Origin of the sequence: Pedobacter frigidisoli (assembly GCF_032678525.1) — a bacterium.
GTDB classification, from domain to species: Bacteria; Bacteroidota; Bacteroidia; order Sphingobacteriales; family Sphingobacteriaceae; genus Pedobacter; species Pedobacter frigidisoli_A.
In genome coordinates this window covers 22,132-45,959 of the sequence record NZ_JAVTSE010000008.1, presented here as the reverse complement: position 1 = coordinate 45,959, position 23,828 = coordinate 22,132, and the positions used below count along the sequence as shown (strand labels likewise).

The 23,828-nt window shown below is 39.8% G+C and carries 15 protein-coding genes; 3 read left to right on the top strand and 12 right to left on the bottom strand.

Going from position 1 to position 23,828, the window contains the following annotated elements; genetic code table 11:
• Nucleotides 1-215: 215 nt before the first annotated feature.
• From pckA to R2Q80_RS18935, 3 genes are all read right to left on the bottom strand, one after another.
• Nucleotides 216-1,811 carry a phosphoenolpyruvate carboxykinase (ATP) gene (pckA, locus tag R2Q80_RS18945; RefSeq protein ID WP_316801110.1) on the bottom strand — a complete coding sequence of 532 codons (1,596 nt, stop codon included), beginning with the start codon at nucleotides 1,809-1,811 and terminating at the stop codon, nucleotides 216-218.
• Nucleotides 1,812-1,986: 175 nt separating this feature from the next.
• Nucleotides 1,987-2,337 (bottom strand): translation initiation factor, encoded by a 351-nt coding sequence (locus tag R2Q80_RS18940; protein ID WP_316801109.1) that lies wholly within the window; start codon nucleotides 2,335-2,337, stop codon nucleotides 1,987-1,989.
• A gap of 16 nt (nucleotides 2,338-2,353) precedes the next feature.
• Nucleotides 2,354-3,235, bottom strand: coding sequence for a diacylglycerol kinase family lipid kinase (locus R2Q80_RS18935; protein WP_316801108.1), 882 nt, complete (start codon nucleotides 3,233-3,235; stop codon nucleotides 2,354-2,356).
• Between the two features lie 226 nt (nucleotides 3,236-3,461).
• Here R2Q80_RS18935 and metK point away from each other — a divergent pair, with 226 nt between their 5' ends.
• Entirely contained in the window at nucleotides 3,462-4,712 is a 1,251-nt protein-coding gene (gene metK / locus R2Q80_RS18930) for a methionine adenosyltransferase (RefSeq protein WP_316801107.1), read from the top strand.
• Between the two features lie 511 nt (nucleotides 4,713-5,223).
• On the opposite strand, the gene R2Q80_RS18925 is transcribed toward metK, so the two are convergent.
• Together R2Q80_RS18925 and R2Q80_RS18920 are read right to left on the bottom strand one after the other, a co-directional pair.
• Entirely contained in the window at nucleotides 5,224-5,745 is a 522-nt protein-coding gene (locus tag R2Q80_RS18925; RefSeq protein ID WP_316801106.1) for a biopolymer transporter ExbD, read from the bottom strand.
• Nucleotides 5,746-5,843: 98 nt separating this feature from the next.
• Nucleotides 5,844-6,374, bottom strand: coding sequence for a superoxide dismutase family protein (locus R2Q80_RS18920; protein WP_316801105.1), 531 nt, complete (start codon nucleotides 6,372-6,374; stop codon nucleotides 5,844-5,846).
• 117 nt (nucleotides 6,375-6,491) lie between these two features.
• Here R2Q80_RS18920 and R2Q80_RS18915 point away from each other — a divergent pair, with 117 nt between their 5' ends.
• Nucleotides 6,492-6,839 (top strand): hypothetical protein, encoded by a 348-nt coding sequence (locus R2Q80_RS18915; protein WP_316801104.1) that lies wholly within the window; start codon nucleotides 6,492-6,494, stop codon nucleotides 6,837-6,839.
• Between the two features lie 101 nt (nucleotides 6,840-6,940).
• On the top strand, nucleotides 6,941-7,792 hold the full coding sequence (locus R2Q80_RS18910) for an EamA family transporter (RefSeq protein WP_316801103.1): 852 nt from the start codon (nucleotides 6,941-6,943) through the stop codon (nucleotides 7,790-7,792).
• Between the two features lie 26 nt (nucleotides 7,793-7,818).
• On the opposite strand, the gene R2Q80_RS18905 is transcribed toward R2Q80_RS18910, so the two are convergent.
• From R2Q80_RS18905 to R2Q80_RS18875, 7 genes are all read right to left on the bottom strand, one after another.
• Nucleotides 7,819-8,673, bottom strand: a complete 855-nt coding sequence (locus R2Q80_RS18905; RefSeq protein WP_316801102.1) for a glycoside hydrolase family 16 protein — start codon at nucleotides 8,671-8,673, stop codon at nucleotides 7,819-7,821.
• On the bottom strand, nucleotides 8,663-11,809 hold the full coding sequence (locus R2Q80_RS18900; protein ID WP_316801101.1) for a glycoside hydrolase family 2 TIM barrel-domain containing protein: 3,147 nt from the start codon (nucleotides 11,807-11,809) through the stop codon (nucleotides 8,663-8,665). The genes R2Q80_RS18905 and R2Q80_RS18900 overlap by 11 nt, the downstream gene beginning before the upstream one ends.
• A 54-nt stretch (nucleotides 11,810-11,863) precedes the next feature.
• On the bottom strand, nucleotides 11,864-13,858 hold the full coding sequence (locus R2Q80_RS18895) for a RagB/SusD family nutrient uptake outer membrane protein (RefSeq protein ID WP_316801100.1): 1,995 nt from the start codon (nucleotides 13,856-13,858) through the stop codon (nucleotides 11,864-11,866).
• 9 nt (nucleotides 13,859-13,867) lie between these two features.
• Entirely contained in the window at nucleotides 13,868-17,071 is a 3,204-nt protein-coding gene (locus R2Q80_RS18890; protein ID WP_316801099.1) for a TonB-dependent receptor, read from the bottom strand.
• Nucleotides 17,072-17,734: 663 nt separating this feature from the next.
• Nucleotides 17,735-18,649, bottom strand: coding sequence for a BT_3044 domain-containing protein (locus tag R2Q80_RS18885; RefSeq protein ID WP_316801098.1), 915 nt, complete (start codon nucleotides 18,647-18,649; stop codon nucleotides 17,735-17,737).
• A 51-nt stretch (nucleotides 18,650-18,700) separates the two neighbouring features.
• Nucleotides 18,701-20,686 carry a RagB/SusD family nutrient uptake outer membrane protein gene (locus R2Q80_RS18880; RefSeq protein ID WP_316801097.1) on the bottom strand — a complete coding sequence of 662 codons (1,986 nt, stop codon included), beginning with the start codon at nucleotides 20,684-20,686 and terminating at the stop codon, nucleotides 18,701-18,703.
• A 13-nt stretch (nucleotides 20,687-20,699) separates the two neighbouring features.
• Nucleotides 20,700-23,807, bottom strand: a complete 3,108-nt coding sequence (locus R2Q80_RS18875) for a TonB-dependent receptor (RefSeq protein ID WP_316801096.1) — start codon at nucleotides 23,805-23,807, stop codon at nucleotides 20,700-20,702.
• Between the last annotated feature and the right edge of the window lie 21 nt (nucleotides 23,808-23,828).

Genomic DNA, 23,828 nt, shown 5'->3' with positions numbered 1-23,828 from the left:
ATATTGTTGCGAAAAACAAATTTATAAATTGATTTTAAATTACAAATTAATAAATCGATAAACAATCAAATCGTTACTTAAGATTTAGTTTACGGTAATGAACTAGTGTATATAACAAAAAAATTGCCTCAGCCGGAGGCAATTCTTTCACAATAAAAACTAAAAAAAATTCCATTTGCAAATTTTTAGCACAAAAAATGCATTTTAAAGTCCTTTTAACACAATTTTAACGCTTCATCGTATCTTTTTGATACTTTGGCATTCTCAAATTGAGTAAAATTCTCCTCAAAGGCCCGGTGCAACTCATAAGCTTTTAAGAAGTATTCTTCCTCACTATTCCAGGTTTTTGAAGGGTCTAATATTTCTTTCGGCACGTTAGGACAATGTAAAGGAATCATTAAATTAAAAACATGGTGCTTTTTATACTGCAGATGATCAAGTTCGCCATTCAACGCAGCGGCAATCATTGCCCGTGTATAGTCTAGTTTTATACGGGAACCCACTCCATAACCACCGCCGCTCCATCCGGTATTTACCAACCACACATTCACATCATGTTTTTTCATTTTTTCTCCAAATAATTCCGCATACTTCGAAGGGTGAAGTGGCAAAAAGGCCTTACCGAAGCATGCTGAAAAAGTAACCTGGGGCTGCGTAATGCCTGCCTCAGTGCCGGCTACTTTTGCCGTGTAGCCACTCATAAAATGAAACATAGCCTGATCAACATTCAACCTGGAAATAGGCGGCAGTACGCCAAACGCATCAGCGGTAAGAAAGAAAATATTTCTCGGAACTGCTGCTGCAGAGGGTAAAATGGCATTGTCAATAAAATCCAATGGATAGGCCACACGGGTATTCTCCGTTTTCTCCACATTACTGTAATCAACATCTTTTGTTGCAGGAAAAAAATTAATGTTTTCCAGCAATGCCCCAAATTTGATGGCTTTAAATATCTGAGGTTCCTTTTCTGCCGTTAAATCAACACATTTGGCATAGCAGCCACCTTCAAAATTGAAAATCGAATCATCTGCCCACCCATGTTCGTCGTCGCCCACAAGCATTCTGTCCAGGTCAGCTGAAAGGGTGGTTTTACCGGTTCCCGATAAGCCAAAAAATATCGCTGTATCTCCAGCTTTGCCTACATTCGCTGAGCAATGCATCGAAAGCGTATTTTGATACATCGGTAGGATAAAGTTTAATACCGTGAATATTCCTTTCTTAATCTCACCTGTATAACCGCTTCCCCCAATCAGTATCATCTTCTTTGTGAAGTTGATAACCGAAAAATTCTTCTGGCGCGTACCGTCAACTGCAGGGACGGCCTCAAAGGCAGGAGCAGCAATAATGGTCCATTCCGGAACAAAACCAAGGGATTCCTTTTCAGGGCGGATAAAAAGGTTATTTGCAAAAAGATTCTGATAAGCGGTTTCAGTAATTACCCTTACCGAAAGTGAATAATCCGGATGTGCACAGGCAAAACAATCTCTCACGTAAATCTTCTTGTCCTTAAGATAACCGGTTATACTGTCGAACAAGCCATCAAAATGTGCCGGACTAATTTTGAAATTGATGTCGCCCCACCAAACCGAATCTGCAGTAACCGCATCTTCAACAATAAATTTATCTTTAGGAGAACGACCTGTGAACTTACCGGTATCTACCGCCAAAGCTCCGGAAGAAGCCAATGTTCCTTCCTTGTTCAACAAAGCTTCATCAATTAACTCCATAGGTGATAATTGGTACTTTACAGCAATATGTCCACCAAGATTCAGGTAAGCTAAATCCGGCGCTTGCAGTTTCTTTTTGCTCATAACAATAAGTTAGTTAGTGAGGCAAATGTAGTACCTTAAAGCATTATAAAACAAACAAAAATCAACAATAATTTACATATTGTAGCAATTACACTAACATCAAAACAACTGAATATCAGCTACATAAATTGATTTATTAAGAGATTAAAAATCGATAAAAATACACTAAGTAATATTATCCACCCGCCTTTTTAACTTTATAACCGTCTTTGTGAAGAATCCCCATCACCTTATCCCGAACATCACCCTGAATCATGATTTCTCCATCCTTCACCGATCCGCCAACTCCGCATTTCGTTTTAAGTGTTTTCCCCAGCACATCCAGATCTTCTGAACGCCCGCGGAAACCCGTAATAAGTGTCACGGCCTTACCTCCTCTGTTCTTCTTATCCAGCATTACCCTCAAATCCTGTTGATTGTTGGCTAACGTAGTGGTATCATCCACTTCCTCCTGGTATTCAAAATCCGGATTGGTAGAAAACATAATTCCCCCCAAATCACTTAAACTGTTTTTTTTCTGTTTCATAAAGTTAAATGAATGCCTATGGAACTATAATATTTAATGAAAGTGGCTTAATTTGCGCCTCTATAATTTCTCCCATCTCCAATGGTTCTCCATCAACATGCACAGCTCCGGCTTTCTCTCTTTTTATATTAACCTTCTTACCTTTAATAATTTCGATCATATCTGATGTTTCAGCCTTACCACTCAACATTACATAACCTAAAACAGGTAGTTTTATTATCGGAAAAGGCTTGATAATGCATATATCCAGCAAACCATCTTTAATTGAGGCATTAGGTGCTACATAAACATTGTTACCATACTGAGATGAATTGGCAACACTAACGGCAAATGCTTCACGTTTAAATATTACACCATCAATGTGGAGTATATAATTTTCGGCCTTGTAATTAAACACTTCCTGAAACCCAAGTTTTACATAGCCCGATAAGCCTCTTTTTTTATCTTTTGAGAACACAGCACTGAGGTGTGCATCGAAGCCAATACCGGCAAGATTAAAAAAACATTTACCGTTAAATTCGCCTGAATCAATCTGATCAACATGGAAGTTGTTAATAATATTCAGGGCATAACGGATATTGTTCGGAATTTTCAAAAAACGAGCCAATCCATTTCCTGAACCTAATGGCAAAATGCCAAGCGTTTTTTTGTGCTTTAAAACCTGAGTGGCCACCTCATTAATGGTACCGTCACCTCCTGCAGCAACAATAACGTCAAAGTTTTTAGCCGAAGCTTCATCGGCCAGCTCGCCTGCATGCCCGGGGTATTCTGTAAAAACAAAATTCGGACTAAATTTTTCCTTGTCGAGGTATTTGTCAATGAAATCAGGAATAGCCTGCTTTCCCCTTCCACCCGAGATGGGGTTAATGATAAATAGGATATTGATCTTTGTATGCAAAGTGTAAGAATGAACGCACAAAATAATCTATAATTTTTGAAATAAAGAAAATATGCTAATTTTGCACACGTTAAAAGTGGATTGATTTGCTATCCCGAATCATCGGGACCGGATTGCAACCACTTAAAAAAATTGCTAATACCTCCTTTCAACCCGTATACTACCTGTTTAAACAAGGGGTTTGGCAATTACAATAATTTTATTAATCACTAATAATATATAATAAATGTCGTATTTATTTACATCAGAATCTGTTTCTGAGGGGCACCCAGATAAAATAGCCGATCAAATTTCGGATGCGTTAATTGATAACTTTTTAGCATTCGACCCTGAATCAAAGGTAGCATGCGAAACCTTGGTTACTACTGGTCAGGTGATCTTAGCAGGTGAAGTGAAATCTAAAACTTATCTGGACGTTCAGCAAATTGCACGTGATGTAATCAAAAAAATTGGCTACACCAAAAGCGAGTATATGTTTGAGGCAAATTCATGCGGCATTTTATCGGCAATTCACGAGCAGTCGCAAGATATCAATCAGGGGGTAGACAGAAGCAGCAAAGAAGAGCAAGGTGCAGGCGACCAGGGAATGATGTTTGGTTATGCCACCAACGAAACCGAAGACTATATGCCATTGGCGTTAGACCTTTCACATAAACTATTACAGGAACTTGCTGTTTTAAGACGCGAGAATGATGAGATTAAATACTTACGTCCTGATGCAAAGAGCCAGGTAACTTTAGAATACGATAACGATAACAAACCTGTTCGCATCGATGCAATCGTAATTTCTACACAGCATGATGATTTTGATGAGGAAGCAACAATGCTTGCAAAAATCAAATCAGATTTAGTGAATATCTTAATTCCGAGAATTATTAAAAACAATCCGCAGTATGCGCATCTGTTTAACGATAAGATCCAGTATCACATCAACCCTACCGGAAAATTTGTAATTGGTGGCCCACACGGCGATACCGGTTTAACAGGTAGAAAAATTATTGTTGATACTTACGGCGGAAAAGGTGCACACGGTGGCGGTGCTTTCTCAGGTAAGGATCCTAGTAAAGTAGACAGAAGTGCAGCTTATGCTACTCGTCACATTGCCAAAAACCTGGTTGCTGCCGGTGTTGCTGAAGAAATTCTTGTTCAGGTATCTTACGCAATTGGTGTTGCTAAGCCAATGGGTATTTATATCAATACCTACGGAACAGGAAAAGTTGGTAAAACTGATGGTGAAATTGCAAAGATTGTAGAATCTGTTTTTGATATGCGCCCGTATTTTATCGAGCAACGCTTAAAACTCAGAAACCCGATTTATAGCGAAACTGCTGCTTATGGTCACATGGGCCGTACACCTGAAACCGTTAACAAAACCTTCAGAACTCCTAATGGTGAAGAAAAAACGGTAACCGTAGAACTCTTTACCTGGGAGAAATTAGATTATGTAGATCAGGTTAAAACCGCTTTCAGCATTTAATCTTTTAACTTATAATAATTAAGGCCCTTTCGTTAATACCGGAAGGGCCTTTTCATTTGATTGAGGTTTGTTAATTAGCACAAATTATATTTCAACTCCTGATGCCTACCCTGTTCGATCACCGTCCCCTTTTCAATCACAATAATTTTATCAGCATGACTCATTTCCGTAGTGTTCATTTTTTGAACGTTAAGGTTTTTTAAACCTAAACTTTTCAAAATAGGAATTTGGTAATTTTTTAGGTTCTTACTCTGTTGATGGGCTTTTCAAGTTTGTCCCACGCTTGGCCAGCCATTGAAACGAATGTAACCATATCCGTGATAGATTTGTAGTATTAAACCTATCCATATGCTTCAATTGAATTAGAAAAGAAAATAAAAACAGCTTAAAATAACTGCCGGGGCGTATTTTCTCGAAATTAACAAGTCCGGGAACTTGTATTCAAGTTATTCATTGAAATTTCAGCGTTGGTTATTCTTTTTATTCGCATCAAAAAACCATTCAACACCTGTTACAGCGCTTTTTCCTTTAGAAATGCTTCCTCCTGCGGCTGAAGATTTTTATCATCAATCGTATAAGATTTAATGTTGTTAATCTTCATCTCATCAACTAAGTCCACAAAATTTTTAAATACTGAATGTTTAGTCGGCTTGATGATCACAATCAGATGTTTCGAGGCCTGGATACTGGCAACAAGAGTTTTATACTTCCTAATTTCCTGGTCAATTTCCCCTACCCCGCTAATTTTCATATTAGCAGTAGCTGGCAAACCGATGTAAGATACCGCACGGTTATTTTTACCAAGCAAAATAGTCATGGTCCTTGATTCGGGATAAGGTTCATTACAGTCAACGCAATTCACAGGTTTAGCTACGTCAGCAGCATTTAACTGCCCTAATGTAGTAGTGAGCATAAAAAAAGCAGTAAGAAGAAACATCAGATCAACCATTGCCGTCAGGTCTACACGTGGAGATGTTTTTTTTGTTCTTCCTTTAACGGCCTTGCCGCTTTGAGATTCATTTAAAGTTGCCATAATGTTCAGGTTTTTAAAGATGATGACAACACTGAGGAAATTGCATAAAAAAGGGGCAACTAAAAATTTTAATTGCCCCTTTTTATGATTTGTTTAATCTATTTTACGGATTCAATTACTCCACAACCGACACGTGGGCCTGAATTTCCCGTTGGCTGTGTAACATAATCATCTGTTCCACCATGAACAATGATCCCACGGCCAATAATATTTTTGATATCGCCTTCCTTAATGCTCCACCGGTCTGTGGTAACAGAAATTTTTCCTTCACCTTTATTGTCGAGCATAATGTTTCCGATGTCGCCACTATGATAGGCTGCTGAGCCCCATTTACCATGATTCTCTTTTGTTGGATTCCAGTGCCCGTGGGTATTCTCTCCCATATCACCACAATCTCCATGCTCATGAAAGTGAACAGCAACATTGCTGTCTGCCCTGGCCGCAAACTTAAGTTCCAGATCCATTTTTATTTTTCCATCGCTAAGTTCATAAAACTTAACACTACCGATCGGTTTAGACGGATCAGCAGTTTCCGCCAGGCTTGCTGTGGCAACCTCTTTGTCGGTTTTAGTACATGCCCCAAGAAATATAATGCCCGCAGCAGCTAAAATTAGAAGATATTTGTTCATACGATTATAATTAGTTTAATATCAAACACATTGATGTTCATTTGGTTTGATATTTAATCACCCACATTAAAACCATTTAAGAAACCATCTGTTTACTTAGTATAAAATCATATAACTATGGAACAGCCAATTGCAATGAACACTTTGAGCCAGATTTTGGAGAAATTGAGGCTGAAAGGAAATGATAATGAATTAAAATTAACCGATCACGGTAAGATGCAAAGCAAAACGCTCAGCAAGATTTATAAGCCTGAAGATTTAACGATTGTAAAAACCTATCGTTTCGAAGGCGATTCGGACCCTGCCGACAACTCAGTACTGTATCTTGTAGAGGATCAGGATAAAAATATAGGATATATTCTGGATGCCTATGGCATTTACTCTGATAACCTCGGTTCAGGATTTGACGACTTTTTAAAGAAAATTCCAACCGAAAATAGAGACGAACAGGAATTGTTCTGCTAAAATTTTAAAACAGTTTTGAAGCGTGATGGGTGCCCCATTGCGCTTTTTTGTGCGATCTAGGTTTAGATTGTGTAAGTTTGCCGCTCATTTAACGAGCCCAAATGAAAACCAGATTTAATATCTCTCCAATTCCGGCAGTTTTGCTGTCGATTTTGAGTGTACAATGCGGTGCAGCCATTGCCAAAGGCCTGTTTCCAGGCATCGGACCAATTGCTACGGCATCCTTACGAATTGGTTTGTCTGCCATAATTTTATTGATCGCTTTCAGGCCAAACATATCAAAACTGAGCCGAAAACAGTGGAAATATGTAAGCCTTTATGGTCTTTGCCTTGGCGCGATGAACATGGTTTTTTACATGGCAATTGCCCGTATCCCCATCGGGCTGGGCGTTACCCTCGAATTTGTAGGCCCATTGGTAGTCGCAATTTTCGGATCAAAAAAATTAGTTGATTTCTTATGGGTTGCACTCGCTGCAACAGGAATAGTATTAATAACCCCTATAACCAATAATGGACTCGATCCTATCGGTATCCTACTCGCTTTACTAGCGGCGGCATTCTGGGCAGCATATATCGTGCTTGGAGGAAGAATTTCAAAAATCATGAGCGGAGGCCAGGCCGTGTCCATCGGGATGGTATTTGCATCATTGCTTATTATCCCATTTGTATTTTTAGACGGTGGACTGGCGCGCTTAAATGCACATTTACTTACCTTGGGCCTGGCGCTTGCTTTACTATCCAGCGCCATTCCGTTCACTTTAGAAATCAGGGCATTAAAACAACTTCCGGCCCGGACTTTTAGTATTTTAATGAGCCTGGAGCCTGCAGTTGCCTCTATCACAGCCTTCGTATTTTTGCAGGAACGGCTATCACTGAAAGAATGTTTATCCGTTGCATTCGTAGTTATTGCTTCTGCTGGTTCATCCCTAACTGCAAGAAGAGCGAAGCTGTAGCTAGGCTCATGAAAACCACAAATTCCCTATTTTTGATAAACCCTTACATAATCTACTTCAAAACGATTGGGAAAAACTGTTTTTGATGGGTCGCCCCCATTATCACCACCGATGGCCAGATCAAGTAAAATGTAATGCTTCTGTTTAAAGGGATGTAATCCAATCCGGTCGTCATTATCCAGATCACTTTGCAAAACTTTGCTCAATAGCATATCGTCAACAAATAAATTAATCGACTCCTCATCCCAGTCCATTCGCCAGACATGAAATTGTTTTGCCCACCTTTCGCCACCTAACTCCGCTACAGGTTTGGTTTTACTGAACCACTTCTGTTTGCCATCTTTGGCTGTACTTACCATATTAGCCAGGATTTTACCTTTGTAATATTCCATAATGTCAATCTCACCATTGGCTGGCCAGTTCCCCTTCTCTCCCAGCGTCCAGAAAGCAGGCCAAAGGCCATCGCTGATATTGACACGTGCACGCATTTCAAACCGCCCATATTGGAAATGCTGAAGTCCACGGGTAATCAGACAGGCTGATGTGTAATTGATATCCTTTCTGGATTTGCGCCAGTCACGGCTCTCCGCAACAAAGTCCGGATTAGCCTTCTGTTCCTTTCTGGCCTCAATTACAAGAAAACCACCTTTACAAAAAGCATTTTCCGGCTGGTACCATTGATATTCATGGTTTCGCACAAAACCTTTCTCGTAAGTCCAGTTGGCGGGGTTTGGAACTCCATCTTTCTCAAATTCATCAGCCCAAACCAGTTGGTATCCGTCAGCAACAGAACTTACAAGCTGCGCCCTTTTAATGGCGCAGGATTGTAATGCTAAAACTAAACTAATAAAGATGAAATGAAAGCGCGTATTATTTTGCATCAGCCTGTGCATTGCCAAATAATGAAATAGTATAACTGTATGAATATTTTTTATCCGTTAACCGATATTGTGCATGTGGATAGGCTCCCCAGCTGTCATCACCTCCTACTCCTCTTTGTTTCAAATCAATGTTCAAAAACACATTATTTCTTACAGGTAAATCTGTCGGATGTTGTTGTTTTTTCGTTAAACCTGGATCCAAATCTTCAGTAGAGTGATTAATAGCCGTAAACGAAAGCGGTTGAGTACCCTCAATTTTTATCCCATTCCCTTTATCGTCTGATAAGCTTAACCAGCGTACATCCGTTTTATTTCCACTTTCCTGCGGACGGATATATCCTTTATAATACTGATTCTCTACCTTATCCTCATAAACGCCTATAAACGAAGCAAAATTACGGTCACTGTAATTTTCATAAGGGCCTCTTCCATAGTATTTCAAGTGATCATAAACTTTGGGAAGCTCTGTACGCATGCCGAAACGAGGCAGCTCCGGCAAATCTCTTCCTGCCATATCCATCGTAGCAGTTATCTTTACCGATCCGTCATTATTGATCAGGTAAATAACTACGTAAGGAACTGCAACGCTATTCAGCACATAATTTACTTTAATTACCAATCCGCTATCGGATTGTTTTGCCACATCAACTGACACCAGCTTACGGCTTTCATGAGCCGAACGCCAGATCCCTAATCTTTCAGGCATATTATTACCGAAATCATTATCGGTTGGCGCTCTCCAGAAATATGGCTCGGGAAAACGGTTGAAATCCCTCCCTTTATTCATATTGTAATGAACAAATCGTCCGGATTTGGTATCAAACTCACCACTTATACCGCCGGCTGTAAAAGAAAGTTTGTTGCCTTCCGTTTTTACCTTTAAATCTGCAGGAGATCTGGTTTCTTTAGCAAAGAAATTACCGGCGTAGCCGAACTGCTCTTTTGCCATTTCAAATCCGGCAGGCAACATCGCTGTTTCTTTTTTGCTATAGGCAAATACATTCAGAAAGTATTCAGTGCCGGCAACAGATTTAAACATTGGCAGGTTCAGTTGAACATCCTTTTTTGCATGCGGACTTAAACTTACTGCAAAAGTTCCTTCTTTAACTACTTTCCCATTGCTCAGCAGTTCCCACTTGAAACTATACTGGTCTAGATTAGTGAAGTCAAATAAATTTTCTACCGTAATATTCCCCTTTGAGGCATTGGTTGAAGTAAACAGAATATTCTGATAGATTTTCTTGATTTCATAAGCGCCAGGATCGGGAGTTCGGTCGGAGCTGATCATCCCATCGGCAACGCCATTCTCATCGTTCTGCCAGTAAAACCCTCCTAAATCACCACCATAGGCCCAAAAAGTTTTTTCATTGGCATCTTTAGTTTTAATACCCTGATCTACCCAATCCCAGATGAAGCCACCCTGCATGTGTTTACTGCTTCTGATGATATCAAAATATTCCTTAAAATTACCATTGCTGTTTCCCATGGCATGGGCATACTCACACATAATATATGGACGGGTTTTGCTAGCATCGTTGGCATATTTCTTCATGGAACCGATACTTGGATACATCGGGCATACGATATCGGTGTTCCAGTCTTCACCAGCCTGCTCAAATTGTACCGGCCTGCTATTATCACGTTGTTTAATCCATTTGTAGTTATCGTGAAAAACCGGTCCATTACCACACTCATTACCTAAAGACCAGATAATGATGGATGCATGGTTTTTATCACGCTCCACCATGCGAACCGTACGATCCACATGTGCCGCAGCCCATTCAGGCATATATGCCGGATGCTTGGATTTATCGAACCAGCTTTGCCATTCAGCCCCCATTCCGTGTGTTTCAATATTCGCTTCATCCACCAGATATAAACCATATTCATCGCATAATTTATACCATAGCGGATCGTTAGGATAGTGAGATAAGCGCACAGCATTGATGTTGAGCTCCTTCATTAAACGGATATCTTTCAACATCAGTTCTTTAGTAGTGGTGTGTCCTGTTACATCATCGTGTTCATGGCGGTTAACGCCATGTACATAAGTAGCCACGCCATTAATCAAAAGCTGAGCATTTTTAATTTCAACTTTTCTGAAGCCGACTTTTGCACCGGTTATACTTACCTGCTTTCCTTTTGCATCATCTAAAGTGATGATACAATCATATAGGTTTGGCTGCTCAGCATTCCATTTTAAAGGATTTTTGATCGTGCCGCCAACTCTTACGGTTTGGATAGAATCTGTATTACTATTAAATGTTTGCGTTCTGGTGAAAACGGTTTTTCCGGTTTTATCCAGTAAACTAACCGTAATAGCCCCTGTTGAAGGCGCATTTTTGGCGAATTTGCGAATATCAACATCCGCACTGAAGAAGCCATCTGTATAAGTTTTATCTAAGTCGCCCTTTAAAAAGAAATCCCAGATGGTCTGTTTCGGCATTGCATACAGATATACATTACGCTCAATACCACTTAACCGCCAGAAATCCTGATCCTCAAGGTAACTCCCATCCGACCAGCGGAAGACCTGAACAGCCAGCACGTTATTGCCCGGTTTTAAGAAGTTGGTAATATCGAACTCTGCCGGTGTTTTAGAAGCCTTGGTCATGCCTACCTTTTTACCATTTACGTAGATAAAGGCGCAACCCGAAATTGATCCGAAATGAATTATCGTTTCTTTACCCGACCAGTTTTCGGGCACCGTAAATGTTTTCCTGTAAGTTCCAACCGGATTGTTTTCGCCAATAAAGGGTGGATTCTTTGGGTGTGGATAAGTAATATTTGTATAGATTGGAATACCAAAACCATTCAGCTCCCAGTTCGATGGAACAATTAAATTTGCCCAGCCACTATCGTCCAGTTCAGGCTTATAAAAGTCTAATCTTCTATCGGCATATTTATCTACATAAAGGAACTTCCAGTCGCCGTTTAAAGATTTAAAGTACGGTGATTTTGTATAGTCATCGTCAAGTACATCTTTTTGCTTATCAAAAAGCATAAAGGCAACATGCGGTTTTTCCTTTCCCTGGTCAACTAAAGCAGGATTTTCCCAGTCGTTCTTCTGCGCCATGAGAGGCTGCATAAACAAAATGGAGAGTAGTGATAGTGAAATAAAATTTTTAAGATTCATTTGTTTGTCTTGAGTTTTGGTTACAGGTATAGGAGTACCTGTAACCAAATAATATTAAAGTCCTGTAGGTATTGAGCCACCTGCGGTAGACCAGCCTGGGTTTTGATAAATCGGTGAGGTCGCAAAATTGCCTCCTGTTGAGGTAATATTAAAGTGCTGCGTGGCAATAGGACTAAGGTAATGAGCCATCGTCCATCTTGCCCCTTTATACGAGTCAGCATTTGAACGAATTTCCTGTGGCCTCAAATACAGACTCAATGCCGGATCCGAAACAATTGCTTTGGTATCGGTCGCGCCATAAATGATCTGAGCAGCGGTATACCATGATCTCATCGGGCCCCACAATTTGAAACCTTCAAAATGATAAGGAGTAGTGATCATTTGATCCATAGCTCTCCAGCGTTTTAAATCCATGAAACGAAGTCCTTCAGCCATTAACTCACTCCTTCTTTCCCGGCGAATGTTATAGAGCGTTGGAGATACCAGTGCATTAGCTGAATAAGCACCCCAATCCTGGGTTTCTCTCGACATCACAGTTGCAGATATCGTTTGCTGGAAATCAATGTTCACCTTTGCTCTCGCCCTTAACTGCTGCCAGTATCTGGTTGCATCAGCATCAATCAATCCATTTTTTTCGTAACTCGCTTCAATATAATTCAGGTAAGCTTCTGAGGCCCTAAAGGTGATGCTGCCAGTATACCCCTGTCCATTATTCGCCTGAGCAGCATCGTAACTTAAGCCTTTTCTAATGGTATAACCTGTGGTATACTTCTGCTCATAACCAGGTTCATAAATCCTTGGGGTAGGTTCAATTGCCGTTGCATGTGTACCTTGACCGGCATTTAATAATACGTTCTTTTGACCAGGTTCCTTTAAAAATAAAGTTAACCTTCCATCTCTGTTTTTTCTTACATCCGCAATGTAATCGTCACCCTGGTAATTACTTCCTGTAGCATAAATGGGTAGGCCATTATCCATCAGAAAACTCTCCACCATACTTCGTGATAATCCAACGGCATAATTACCCGCTTGTGCATACACTGGTACATTGTGCGTAACTAACCCCGCAGCATATTGCCTCCATAATAAAACCTCACTATAACCTGACATGTTAGTAGCACTGAACATGTTGAAATAAGGGTTCTCATTATTTGGCGATTCAATGGTACCAGTATTTGACACCAGTGCTATAGCGTCCGCAACAACCTTCGCAGATGCCATGGCCTGAGTTAAAAAGTAGTCGATTTCTGATTCAATAGTTCCCGATGGAAATTGATAATTAGAATTATAATCCTTGGCTTTACCAGGCCAGTTCTGTCCATTAGGCACGAAAGCTGTTCCTTTGAAATATTTTAGCCATGTACCTTCAAACAGGGCAACACGCGACTTCAATAGTTGAGCACACTCCTTTGAGATTCTGTTTTTTGATGATACCGGAGAAGCTTTTAAAAGCAAAGCTGCAGAATCAAGATCGGAAATGATAAATCTTGCAACTTCATTGCAGGGTTGCCTTTTACTAATTTGCGTTAGAATTTCCTTTTCGTCAGGATAAACTCCTCTCACTATGGGGAAATCTCCAAGGGTTTGCAGCTTCTTAAAATATTCATATGCCCTCAAAAAATAAATTTCGCCAATGTATTGTTTAATGTTATCGGCATTTCCAACAATTTGACCTGCTTTCCAGCGAGGAAGCACTGTATTAAGGAAATAATTCGTTTGGTAAATATTTGTGAAACTCCAGTCTCCCCCAGTTGCTTCTACACGCCATAAACCTGGAATAAACTTATTATCTAATGCAGGAATCACCATATTGTCGGTGTTTCCATCAGTACCAAAGGTCCCAAATGACCAGTTTCCATGAGAAGGAAGAATATCAGGATACCGGGCGATAGCATACGCAGCAAGCTGGCCTTCTTCCTGAAGATATTTCTCAGGGGTAATGTTTGACAAAGGTTCTTTATCTAATGCCTTTTTACAAGCCCCAAAGAAAAGAATTGTAGCAACTAAAGCTGCTAAACGAATATGTATTCTAGTTTTATAAAAATTCATGTTTTTCGATTAAAAGGTTAAACTTAAACCAAATGAAAGCACTTTAGATAGCGGATATACGCTTCCGTTAGCTCCTCCATCAATCGTTTCCGGATCAAACATTTCAGCTAGATTTGTCCAGGTAACTAAATTTTCCCCGGAAGCAAAAATCCTGAATTTCTGAGCGCCGATTTTTTTGATCAGCTTATTGGGCAAAGAATAGCCCAACTGAATATTTTTCAATCTGATGTAAGATGCATCCTGTAGATATCCTGTTTGGGTTTGCTGGTTTTTACCTGAACCGAATGTTGGTCTTGGATAATAAGAATCTAAGTTTAAACCAAGCGGACTATTCGGATCGTTCCTGAAATAATCCTCATGTTGAACTAAACCTGTCGACCACCATTTATCAGATGTTGCTCCCCAGAAAAAGTAGCTGCTTTGCCAGTAATCCCGCTTTAAAACACCCTGGAAAAATGCCCTGAAGTCGAAGCCTTTGTAATCCAGATTGATATCTAAACCTACACGGTAACGTGGGGTATTATTACCAATCAGATGTGCATCTCCGGAATCACCCTGTGTCCAACTTCCCCAATCTAGTTTTCCATCCTTGTTAAAATCAGCATACATGATATCACCTGCAGCCCATTGTGAGCCAAATACAGACTGACCATTACTTAATGTTGCCAGATGGGCATTCATTTCTGCCTGAGTTTTCGCAATTCCGATTGTACTATATCCCCATATCTCACCAAGCTTCTGACCGGTTCTGTAAGTATTGAGCGACATGGTAGCGTTTGGATAACGTGTAACGGTTGTTTGGTAATCAGATAATAGGAATTTCACATTATAGCCCAGTCCATTTTTTAAACGGTCATTCCATCCGATTTCAAATTCGAACCCCAATGATTTAAGATCTGTGTTATTGGTCTGCGGAACAGGTGTTCCAAGAATTACAGGAAGCTCTGGAGCCGGGCCAACCATGTTTAGCGTTTTACGATTGTACCAGTCAAATGAGCCCGTCAATCTGTTTTTCAAAAACCCGAAATCTAAACCAATGTTATAACTTTTAATGGTTTCCCATGTTAAAGTAGAACTTACTATGCCAGGTGCACTAGCTGTATTTGGCCTTCCACCATCAATTAACCAGGCACCGTTAGCAGTACCAACTGGCATGGTTAAATAGGTAGGGTACCAATTGTTCGTATTTTGATTACCTAAGTTACCATAAGAAGCCCGTATTTTGAAAGTATTGGCAAACTCAAACCGGTCTTTCCAGAAATTCTCCCTGGCAATATTCCACCCTGCGGATACTGAAGGAAACCATCCCCAACGCTTATCGGAGCGAAAACGCGATGACCCATCATAGCGAAGGTTTGCCTCTAATAAATAAATTCCGTCATAGTCGTAATTTAAACGGCTGAATAAGCCTGCTGTAGCCCAATTCTGGTATTGACCATTAACCACAGGCGCAATTACCTTACCATCAGCATCAAGACCGGAAGTGGTATTTAAGGTGGCGATATCAGAAACAATGATGCCATTTCGCTGGGCACTAAAATCTCGATATCTGGTATCCTCATACTGGAAACCAGCCATAATCTTGAAGTTATGCTTAGCTAAGCTTTTTGAATACTCAGAGTAAATGTTGGTATTAAAGTAGTTTTCTTTAAATCCGTATTCGTAGACATTTGAGGTTCTCTTATATAAATAGGGTACACCACTAACATCATGATTATAGGTTTGTTGCGAATCCCAATGGCGGAACTGTGTTTGTGTACGGTAGTTGGCTTCTGCAAAAGTCTTCCAGCCTTTAACAGGTTCAAATACCAATTGAATTTGCTGATACATCCAATCTTTTGCCTGATTATCCTCTCCCCCTTCTGCCATCTCTAATGCTGGAGATGGTGAACTATATAGATATCCATTAGGATCGTATAATGGTAAAGTTGGCCATCCCTGCCTTCCTATTGCTTCGTAAAAGCCATCTGTTAGTGCCGAGGGACGATGATAGGTTTCCCGTAAAAAACGATTACTATAGTTTGCCGTTAAATGATCAGCTATTTTAGTATTTACTTTAACAGTAGCGCCATAACGATTGTAAGCATCCTGATTAAATTTCATCATTCCAGTTTGATCCAGATAGTTTCCAGAAAGAAAGTAAGAAGTCGCTTCAGTTCCTCCGGTTAAGCTGATGTTGTGCTCCTGGGAGAAGCTATTGTCGCGGTACATCACTTTATACCAATCATTATTATCATTACCGAAGTCATAACCATCAGCCCAGCGTGAAGCATTGTTTGGACTCGGAATGATTGTTGAAGTGATTTTCCCATCCTGAAAATCTTTAATCCGCTTTAATTTAGCGGCATCAAAATGTGGTGCATTACCACCATTCACACTAGCATCATTGAAATAAAGTGCAAAGGTGTAGGAGTCCATCATTTCAGGTAACAAAACTGGACTCGTAATCCTAAAGCTGTTATTATAATTTACCTGAACCTTCCCAGCTTTACCTCTTTTTGTCGTTACAAGTATTACCCCAAAAGCAGCTCTTGAACCATAAATAGATGAAGCAGATGCATCCTTCAACACGGATATACTTTCAACATCTTGTGGGTTCAATGCATTCAAAGATCCCTCCATTCCATCAATCAAAATTAAAGGGCTTGAAGATGAACTTCCGATAGTGCCCGTTCCACGAATATTGATACTTGCTGTGCTTTCAAGAGACCCATTATTCTGCCCGATATTTAATCCCGGTATTAAGCCCTGAAGTGCCTGAGTTACGTTTTGAACCGGACGGCTTTCCAAAGCCTTGGCATCAACCGTACCCACCGCACCGGTTAGATTAACCTTTTTTTGTTTACCGAAACCTACTACCACTATGTCATCTAAACTCTTAGCCTCGTCATCCGATAAAGTGATGTTAATCTGGGTTTGGTCTGCAACAGTTATGCTTTTGGTTTGGTAACCAATGAAAGCAAACTCCAGCACCGCCCCTTTGGAAACGGAGATTTTGTAAACGCCATTATTATCACTCATAGTAACATTAGCTGTTCCCTTTTCTTTTACTGTTGCACCAGGGATCGTGTTGGATTGACTGTCTGCAATACGCCCCGTGATTGTAACTTTGCTGCTTTGCGCATTTGCTTTTTGTGCCCCTATACCATAAAGAAATATGGTAATGAGAAACACTAAAAAGCACCTTTGCATCTGTAATGGATTTCGACTCATTTTTAAGAATTTATTAGTTGATTAGTTTTCTTATAGAAGCACTACTTGAGCAGTGAAGTAAACGTTTTATGGTAAACATGACAGTCATTGACATCATAAATCTATCTGTCTTCGGCTACCTACCGCACCGCTCATTATCCAGTCCTTATACTTGATTAATACAAAGTAACTACTAAACTACCCATCTTAACAGGGGGTAATATGGTATTATAAAGGGGCTAAACTGTTAAATTATGTAACAAAAGTGTTGATTCACCCCTCCTTTTCATTTTTAAAGCGTCAAACCAACGTTTAAATATGAAAAAGTAATTCATCATCAAAACGGACTTGTTTTTGCTATTTATAAGCACCCTCCTAACCCTGATCAATACTGTAAAATTACCGGAATCGCATTGTAGAGAATAAACCTATTTTAACAGATACAACCCCCATCTTAATCAAAAAATAAGTTCATAAAAAAGGGCATATAAAGTTTCCAACTTTATATGCCCTTTACAAATATTCAGCCGATGGTTATTAACTAAAATCTTAAAAGCTGAACGGCAAAATCATCTTATAATTATAGTTTATAACGAATGTTTTGGTTATGGTACGTATTGAGCACCTCAGGAACCGAACAGGTTTAATGATTACCATTGACTAGATTTTTCCATGATGACGGTATTAAACTGCCGGCGGTACTGTAGCCGTAAATGTTCCTTTAAACTGATAGGTAACCCCGCTGACCACATAATTATACCAGGCATTAAATGTTTTTGTATCCGGGTTATATGTTCCGCCTCCGGCGGTAACATTCAGCGTTCCCCATGCACTAATGATCAATGTATTATCAATGGCAACCTGCATTTTAACGCCAAAAGGCGCTATGTTGGCATATTCCTCTTTATTATCCAAATGATAAAAACGCACCGTATTGTAATTTGTCGCCTTTAATTGTCTGGCAGTAAGAGATACAGATGAAACACTTGTTGGCGTATTAAGGGGATAATAGGTACCTACCACTTTGTAAGTATAATCTGAGTAAGCATTAATAAGGTTTAGAGACACCATCAATACAGTATCCGTTTTTCTCATTGAAATGTAATCAGGTTCCGATACGGAGGCTATCTTTACTGAAAAGGCATATAATGAATCTGGTTGCAGACCTGCCGTTTTAACGTATACGGGAGTTGTACCATTTACTTCATTTGCTTTGATCAAGACATTTTTACTCGGAATTCTATAAAAAAGATCATTTAGTTTACGAATCTTGATATCCGTAGACCTGTATAAATACAAGCTATTGTATCTGGTGATCTGTGCGAGCCCCGCATCGGCAATAGTTGCAGTTACATCTCTGTCTATATTTAAGCTTCCGCCAGTAGCCACAGATAAATTGAAAGAAGCTTCAGCATCGGCCCCATTCAAATAATTCGCTTTTATTATTGTGCGTCCCTCGTTATTGGAACTATTTGCTCCCACAAGATAAACCTGTTTGATATACTGCTCTTTATCTAGTGGATTATCTTTCTTCTTACAACCACTAAACACTACAGTAAGGGTTATAAACGAGTATAATATAAATTTTAATTTCTTCATCAGTTTAAATTATTTATCATCTCAAATCAGTTATCTATTTAATTTCAATTACTACCAACTTGGATTTTGCACCAGCTTGGCATTTTTATTCATGGAATTTAGCGGAATTGGCCAGAAAAACATTTTAAAGCTCCAAACCCGCATAGTTAACGGCTCAACAAGTGTGGTACGTGTATAAAACAAGTCTTTCTGACCTGTTGTTGCCTTTACATTCATACCAACTACAGGTTTACTCATAGCATCGGGTGCATCTAACCAACGGCGTAAATCATGGTATCTGCGCCCTTCGCAGGCAAATTCTATTTTACGCTCCAACTTAATGGCTTCCCTTATTGTTTCCTGACTTGCCAGTTCCTGTGCAGATAAACCCGGCATACCTGCCCTAAACCTTACGCGGTTAAAAGCATTTTGTATTTCTGATAAATCTCTGGTTACCACGGTTCCTGTAGCTGCATCAGTATAAGAGCCATTCATTTCGTTTAACGCCTCAGCATAGTTCAACAACACTTCGGCATACCTGAAGATCGGAAAGGTCTTAGCCCTTATAGCTGATGAGGCTTGTATGTTATCGGTGTGGTGATTGTACTTAATGCAAGTGTAGCCGGTATGGTTGTAATCATTAGGACTATTGATTGTAGGGGTCGCATTTCCGTTGGAATAATAGGTAACTTCAAGATTGGTATAGGGACTGCTTCCAGTGTAAGAGGTTCCTTTCCAATACGAATGGTTAAATCCAATTGTTGCGTAGAAGCGGGGCTCACGATTGTTGTACATCCTAGCGGTATTAGCCGTTAACTGGACATCCGAATAGGTTTTAGCTGCCGGAATGGAAAGATAGGCTTCAGAATTACTAGGGTAAGGATAAGCAGTACTTGAACGGCTGATGCTATTTCCATCTTTCATTCTGTAAGAATCCACCAGATCTTGTGTTAAATTCAGACCATTCCAACCGCCCAAAAGTGCAATAGTAGATAAGTTTAAAGAGGAACCGCTACCTAATGGATTAACATTTGTACACCATATGACTTCACGATTGGCATTAGCCGGAATTTCTCCGATAAAACTATATTTATAGGAACGGTAAGGATCTATACCTCCTGCACCATTCGGATAATTTGCACTTGGAACATTTGGTGCCAAAGGATCTGTATCAGTACTTTTCGGATAGGTAAACAACTCGTATAAACCGGTTTGCATAATACGTTTAGCGGCAGCGGCAGCTTTTCCCCATTTGTCGTTATTGTAAGTTTGGGATATAAAAGGTGTGCCATCTTTTCGCAACCAATTGGCATAAGATCGGTTACCATTAAACATCGGGCTTGCCGCAGTGAGTAGCACGCGTGACATTGTGGCCATCGCTGCGCCTGAAGTTGGACGATAAATATCACTTAAAGCCTCCTGATTTGCCGACAGGTACCCTGTTGCCAACTCCATGTTTTTTACAATATAGGCCACGCAATCATCATAACTGCTACGTTCTTGTGAGAGTGACTCTCCATCATCATTCAAATCAGACAAGTCATCCGGAGGAATCACAGCAGGTCCGTATTGTTGGATAAGCAGGTACATGAAATATCCCTTAAAGAAATACATTTCACCTAAATATTGGCGTTTGGATGTGATGGACAGGCCTTTTGCTTCATCTATCCTTGCAATAACAGTATTTGCTTTACGGATGCCTTTGTACCAGGTAGCATAATTATTAAAATAGGTGTTGGCTGCAAAAGGCGTAATTTCATTTACCATCAGTTTTATACCTGCATGACTTCCATCATTCCATGAAGTGAAGTTTTCGTCGGTTGCCTGCTGAAAAGGAGCCCATGAATTGGTCCACAACCTTTCTTCATCAGGAAGGTAGGAGGCTATCCCATTAATGTAGGTCCGTAATTTATCCTGGTTAGCAAATACACTATCAATATTGGTCATATCGTAGAGATACTCATCCACATTAAGGTAGTCTTTTTTGCAGGAACTTAATCCTGTGCCTATCACACCGGATATAATAACTGCGAATAATATTTTAAGTTTCGTGTTCATCTGAATAATTAGTTTAAAACGTTACAAACATTTGCAGGGTGTACATTCTTTGAAGCGGATATACAGCTCCATTATTGGATGCCTGTTCAGGGTCCCAGAGTTTAACATTATCCCAAACTTTAAGGTTATCACCAACAATACTAAATGTAGTTGAAGATATACCATAACGTTTTAAGAATTTATTGTCGAGTTTATAAGATACTTCAACATTTTTTAAGCGCAGAAAAGATGCATCTGCCATCCAGAATGTGGAAGCCTGATTATTGTTGTTATTTGCACCATAGGTTAAACGGGGAAAACGTGCATTTGGATTCTCCGTAGCCGAAGTTCCTGAAACGGTGGCCGGAATCCAACGGTTGCCCGGGTCAGCTACAATACTCAGCACATTCCCGGTAGATTCTCCTGAAAACGGATAGTAACCTGCGCCACCAAGAAAATAGCCAACCTGATCCTGACCGGTAAAGAATACATTAAATGTCCATTTTTTATAGGTTAGCGCTGTTGCCAAACCATAAATTACACGTGGTACATTGGAATAGTTAAGGGGAACTACATCATCTGTATTAATGACACCATCACCGTTAATGTCTTTATATTTAATGTCGCCAGGCAAATAGTTGGCCATAAAAGTTTGTATAGGACTATTTGCGATATCGGCTTTGTCTTTAAACAATCCTAACGCAACCAGGCCTCTTTGCACACCATAAGGTACATCGCTGTACGATTGGTAAGGGAAGTTTAAACCACTTTGTTCCCAATGAGTAACTCTATTTCTGGAAAAGGTAAAATTACCTTTAACTGTTAGGGAAACATCCTTACTCAGATTTTGAAAATAAGTTAAATTACCGTCCATACCCCAGCTTTTCATCGAGCCCACATTGAGGTATGGCGCTTGAGCTGCACCTACCTCGTCTGGTATTGATACCCGTTGCTGATAGATATCATCTGCTTTTGTTAAGAAAGCATCCACGGTTAAATCAAATTTACTTTTCAGAAATTTTACGTCCAACCCTAAATCGTATTTAGTTGAGGTTTGCCATTTTAATCCACTTGTTCCAACCTTACTTTCAACAATGGTATTTCCCCAATCGTTACCTCCTGAGGTTAAGATAGTTTGATATGGAAAACGCACCAACCTGTTATCGGAGTTTAAAATTTTTGCGTTCCCGACTTTACCCCATGATCCACGGATTTTAAAATAATCTACAAACTTGATATTTTCTTTTACCCATTCATATTGGGTAGGGATCCATCCGGCAGATAGCGCGGGGAAAAAACCATATTGCTCACCTGGTTTAAAGTTTTCCGATCCGGAATAACCAGCATTACCTTCTAATAAATAGGTGTCTTTGTAAGAATAGGTTAAACGACCAGAAAGCGCTTGTGTTCTAAGCGGGATAACACTCATATAAGGATCGCTATAGGCAGTAAGACTAGAAGTGATATCTTCTTGTCTGTACACATGTAGGAGACCTGTAAAATTGTGTACGGAATTAAATGTGCGGTTATAATTCACTTGTCCCTCTATATACATTTGACGGGTAATTAAAGAGCCTTGTCCATAACCGGCATCAGAGGAAGCAATTGTTCTTGATGTTATTAATTTTCCATCGTTAGCCCTTCCCGAAACAGCTGAAGCCTGGAATGCTTCGGCTCCCATTTTAGGGTGGCTAGCGGTATTACTTCCATAATAAGTCCAGGAGAACAACCCTCTGGCACTTAAGCCAGGCGTCAAAGATTTTAAATCCTGGTCAAGACTCAATTTAGCATTTACAGTATTAGTATTGGTCTTTCTAAATCCAGTATAATTTAATAAGTAGTAGGGAGATGGCGTTGTGCCGCCAATGCCATAAGCAGCAAGCTGACCATTGGAATATCTCACCGGAATACTTACAGGTGTAACATTAGCTTGTGTGTCCCAAAGAAATTTATTATCAGTAGCATAAGCAGGCGAGTTTTGAAGCGCTATGGCATCATCAAGATTCAGGGCCAGTTTGGTCGTTTTTGTTAGGTCTACATCTATATTGGCTCTAAAATTATATTTATCGTAATTGGTATTTACGTCATATAGATTCACATTCTTGTCTTGCTTAAAAATACCCTCCTGATTCAGATAACCTAAACTCATATAATACCTGGCAGCAGTACCACCTCCGGAAATGTTTAAATTATATTGCGAGTAACGCGTATCGTCTTTTAGGATAACATCCCTCCAATTTGTATTCGGATAAAGATCAGGATCCAAATTAGTTCTAAATAACTCTAATTCTACAGGACTATAGATGGCAGCCTGCCCTCTCCCCAGCCTTGCTTCATTCGCCAGTGAAGCGTAATCATAAGCTTCTACATATTGCGGCATCCTTGCCGATTTGGTGAAGGTAGAATTGGCTTTAAAATTCAATTTTAAATTACCGGCCTTACCTCTCTTAGTGGTAACAACAACTACACCGTTGGCTCCACGTATACCATAAACGGCTGTCGCCGAGGCATCTTTTAAAACTGAGAAACTTTCTATATCGGAAGGATCTATATTATCCAGATTTCCTTCTACCCCATCAATCAAAATTAAGGCAGAAGCACTCGCACCGAAAGTACTGATTCCCCGAACCCAGAATTCGGAAAAATTACTTCCCGGCTCACCACTACGTTGTACAGCAACAATACCCGGCACTCTTCCACCAAGCATATTACTCAGAGAAGTTGCAGGAACTTGTAAATCCTTTACGTTAATAGTGCTGATAGACCCCGTTGTAGTTATCTTACGTTGTGTACCAAGACTTACCACCTGAACCTCTTCGAAATCGCTAACATTTTCTTTCAGTACTACCTTGATTTTATCTTTTGATTCATTTGCAGCGAGTTCAAAGGTCTCAAACCCTATAAAGGAGAAAACAATTGTACTCCCTTTAGGAACATTTGTCAAACGGAATCTTCCATCCGAATCTGACGAGGTACCAATCTTTGTGTTACCTTTTACAAAAATGGATACGCCAATAAGCTCCTTACCTTGCTCATCCATTAATTGTCCCGACATTGTTAGTTTACCACTATCCTGTGCATATAACGCAGCATTAAACATGGTAAAGACATACATCAAAACCAGATATGATATTTTTCTCATAAATTTTGTTGTGCTTAACTT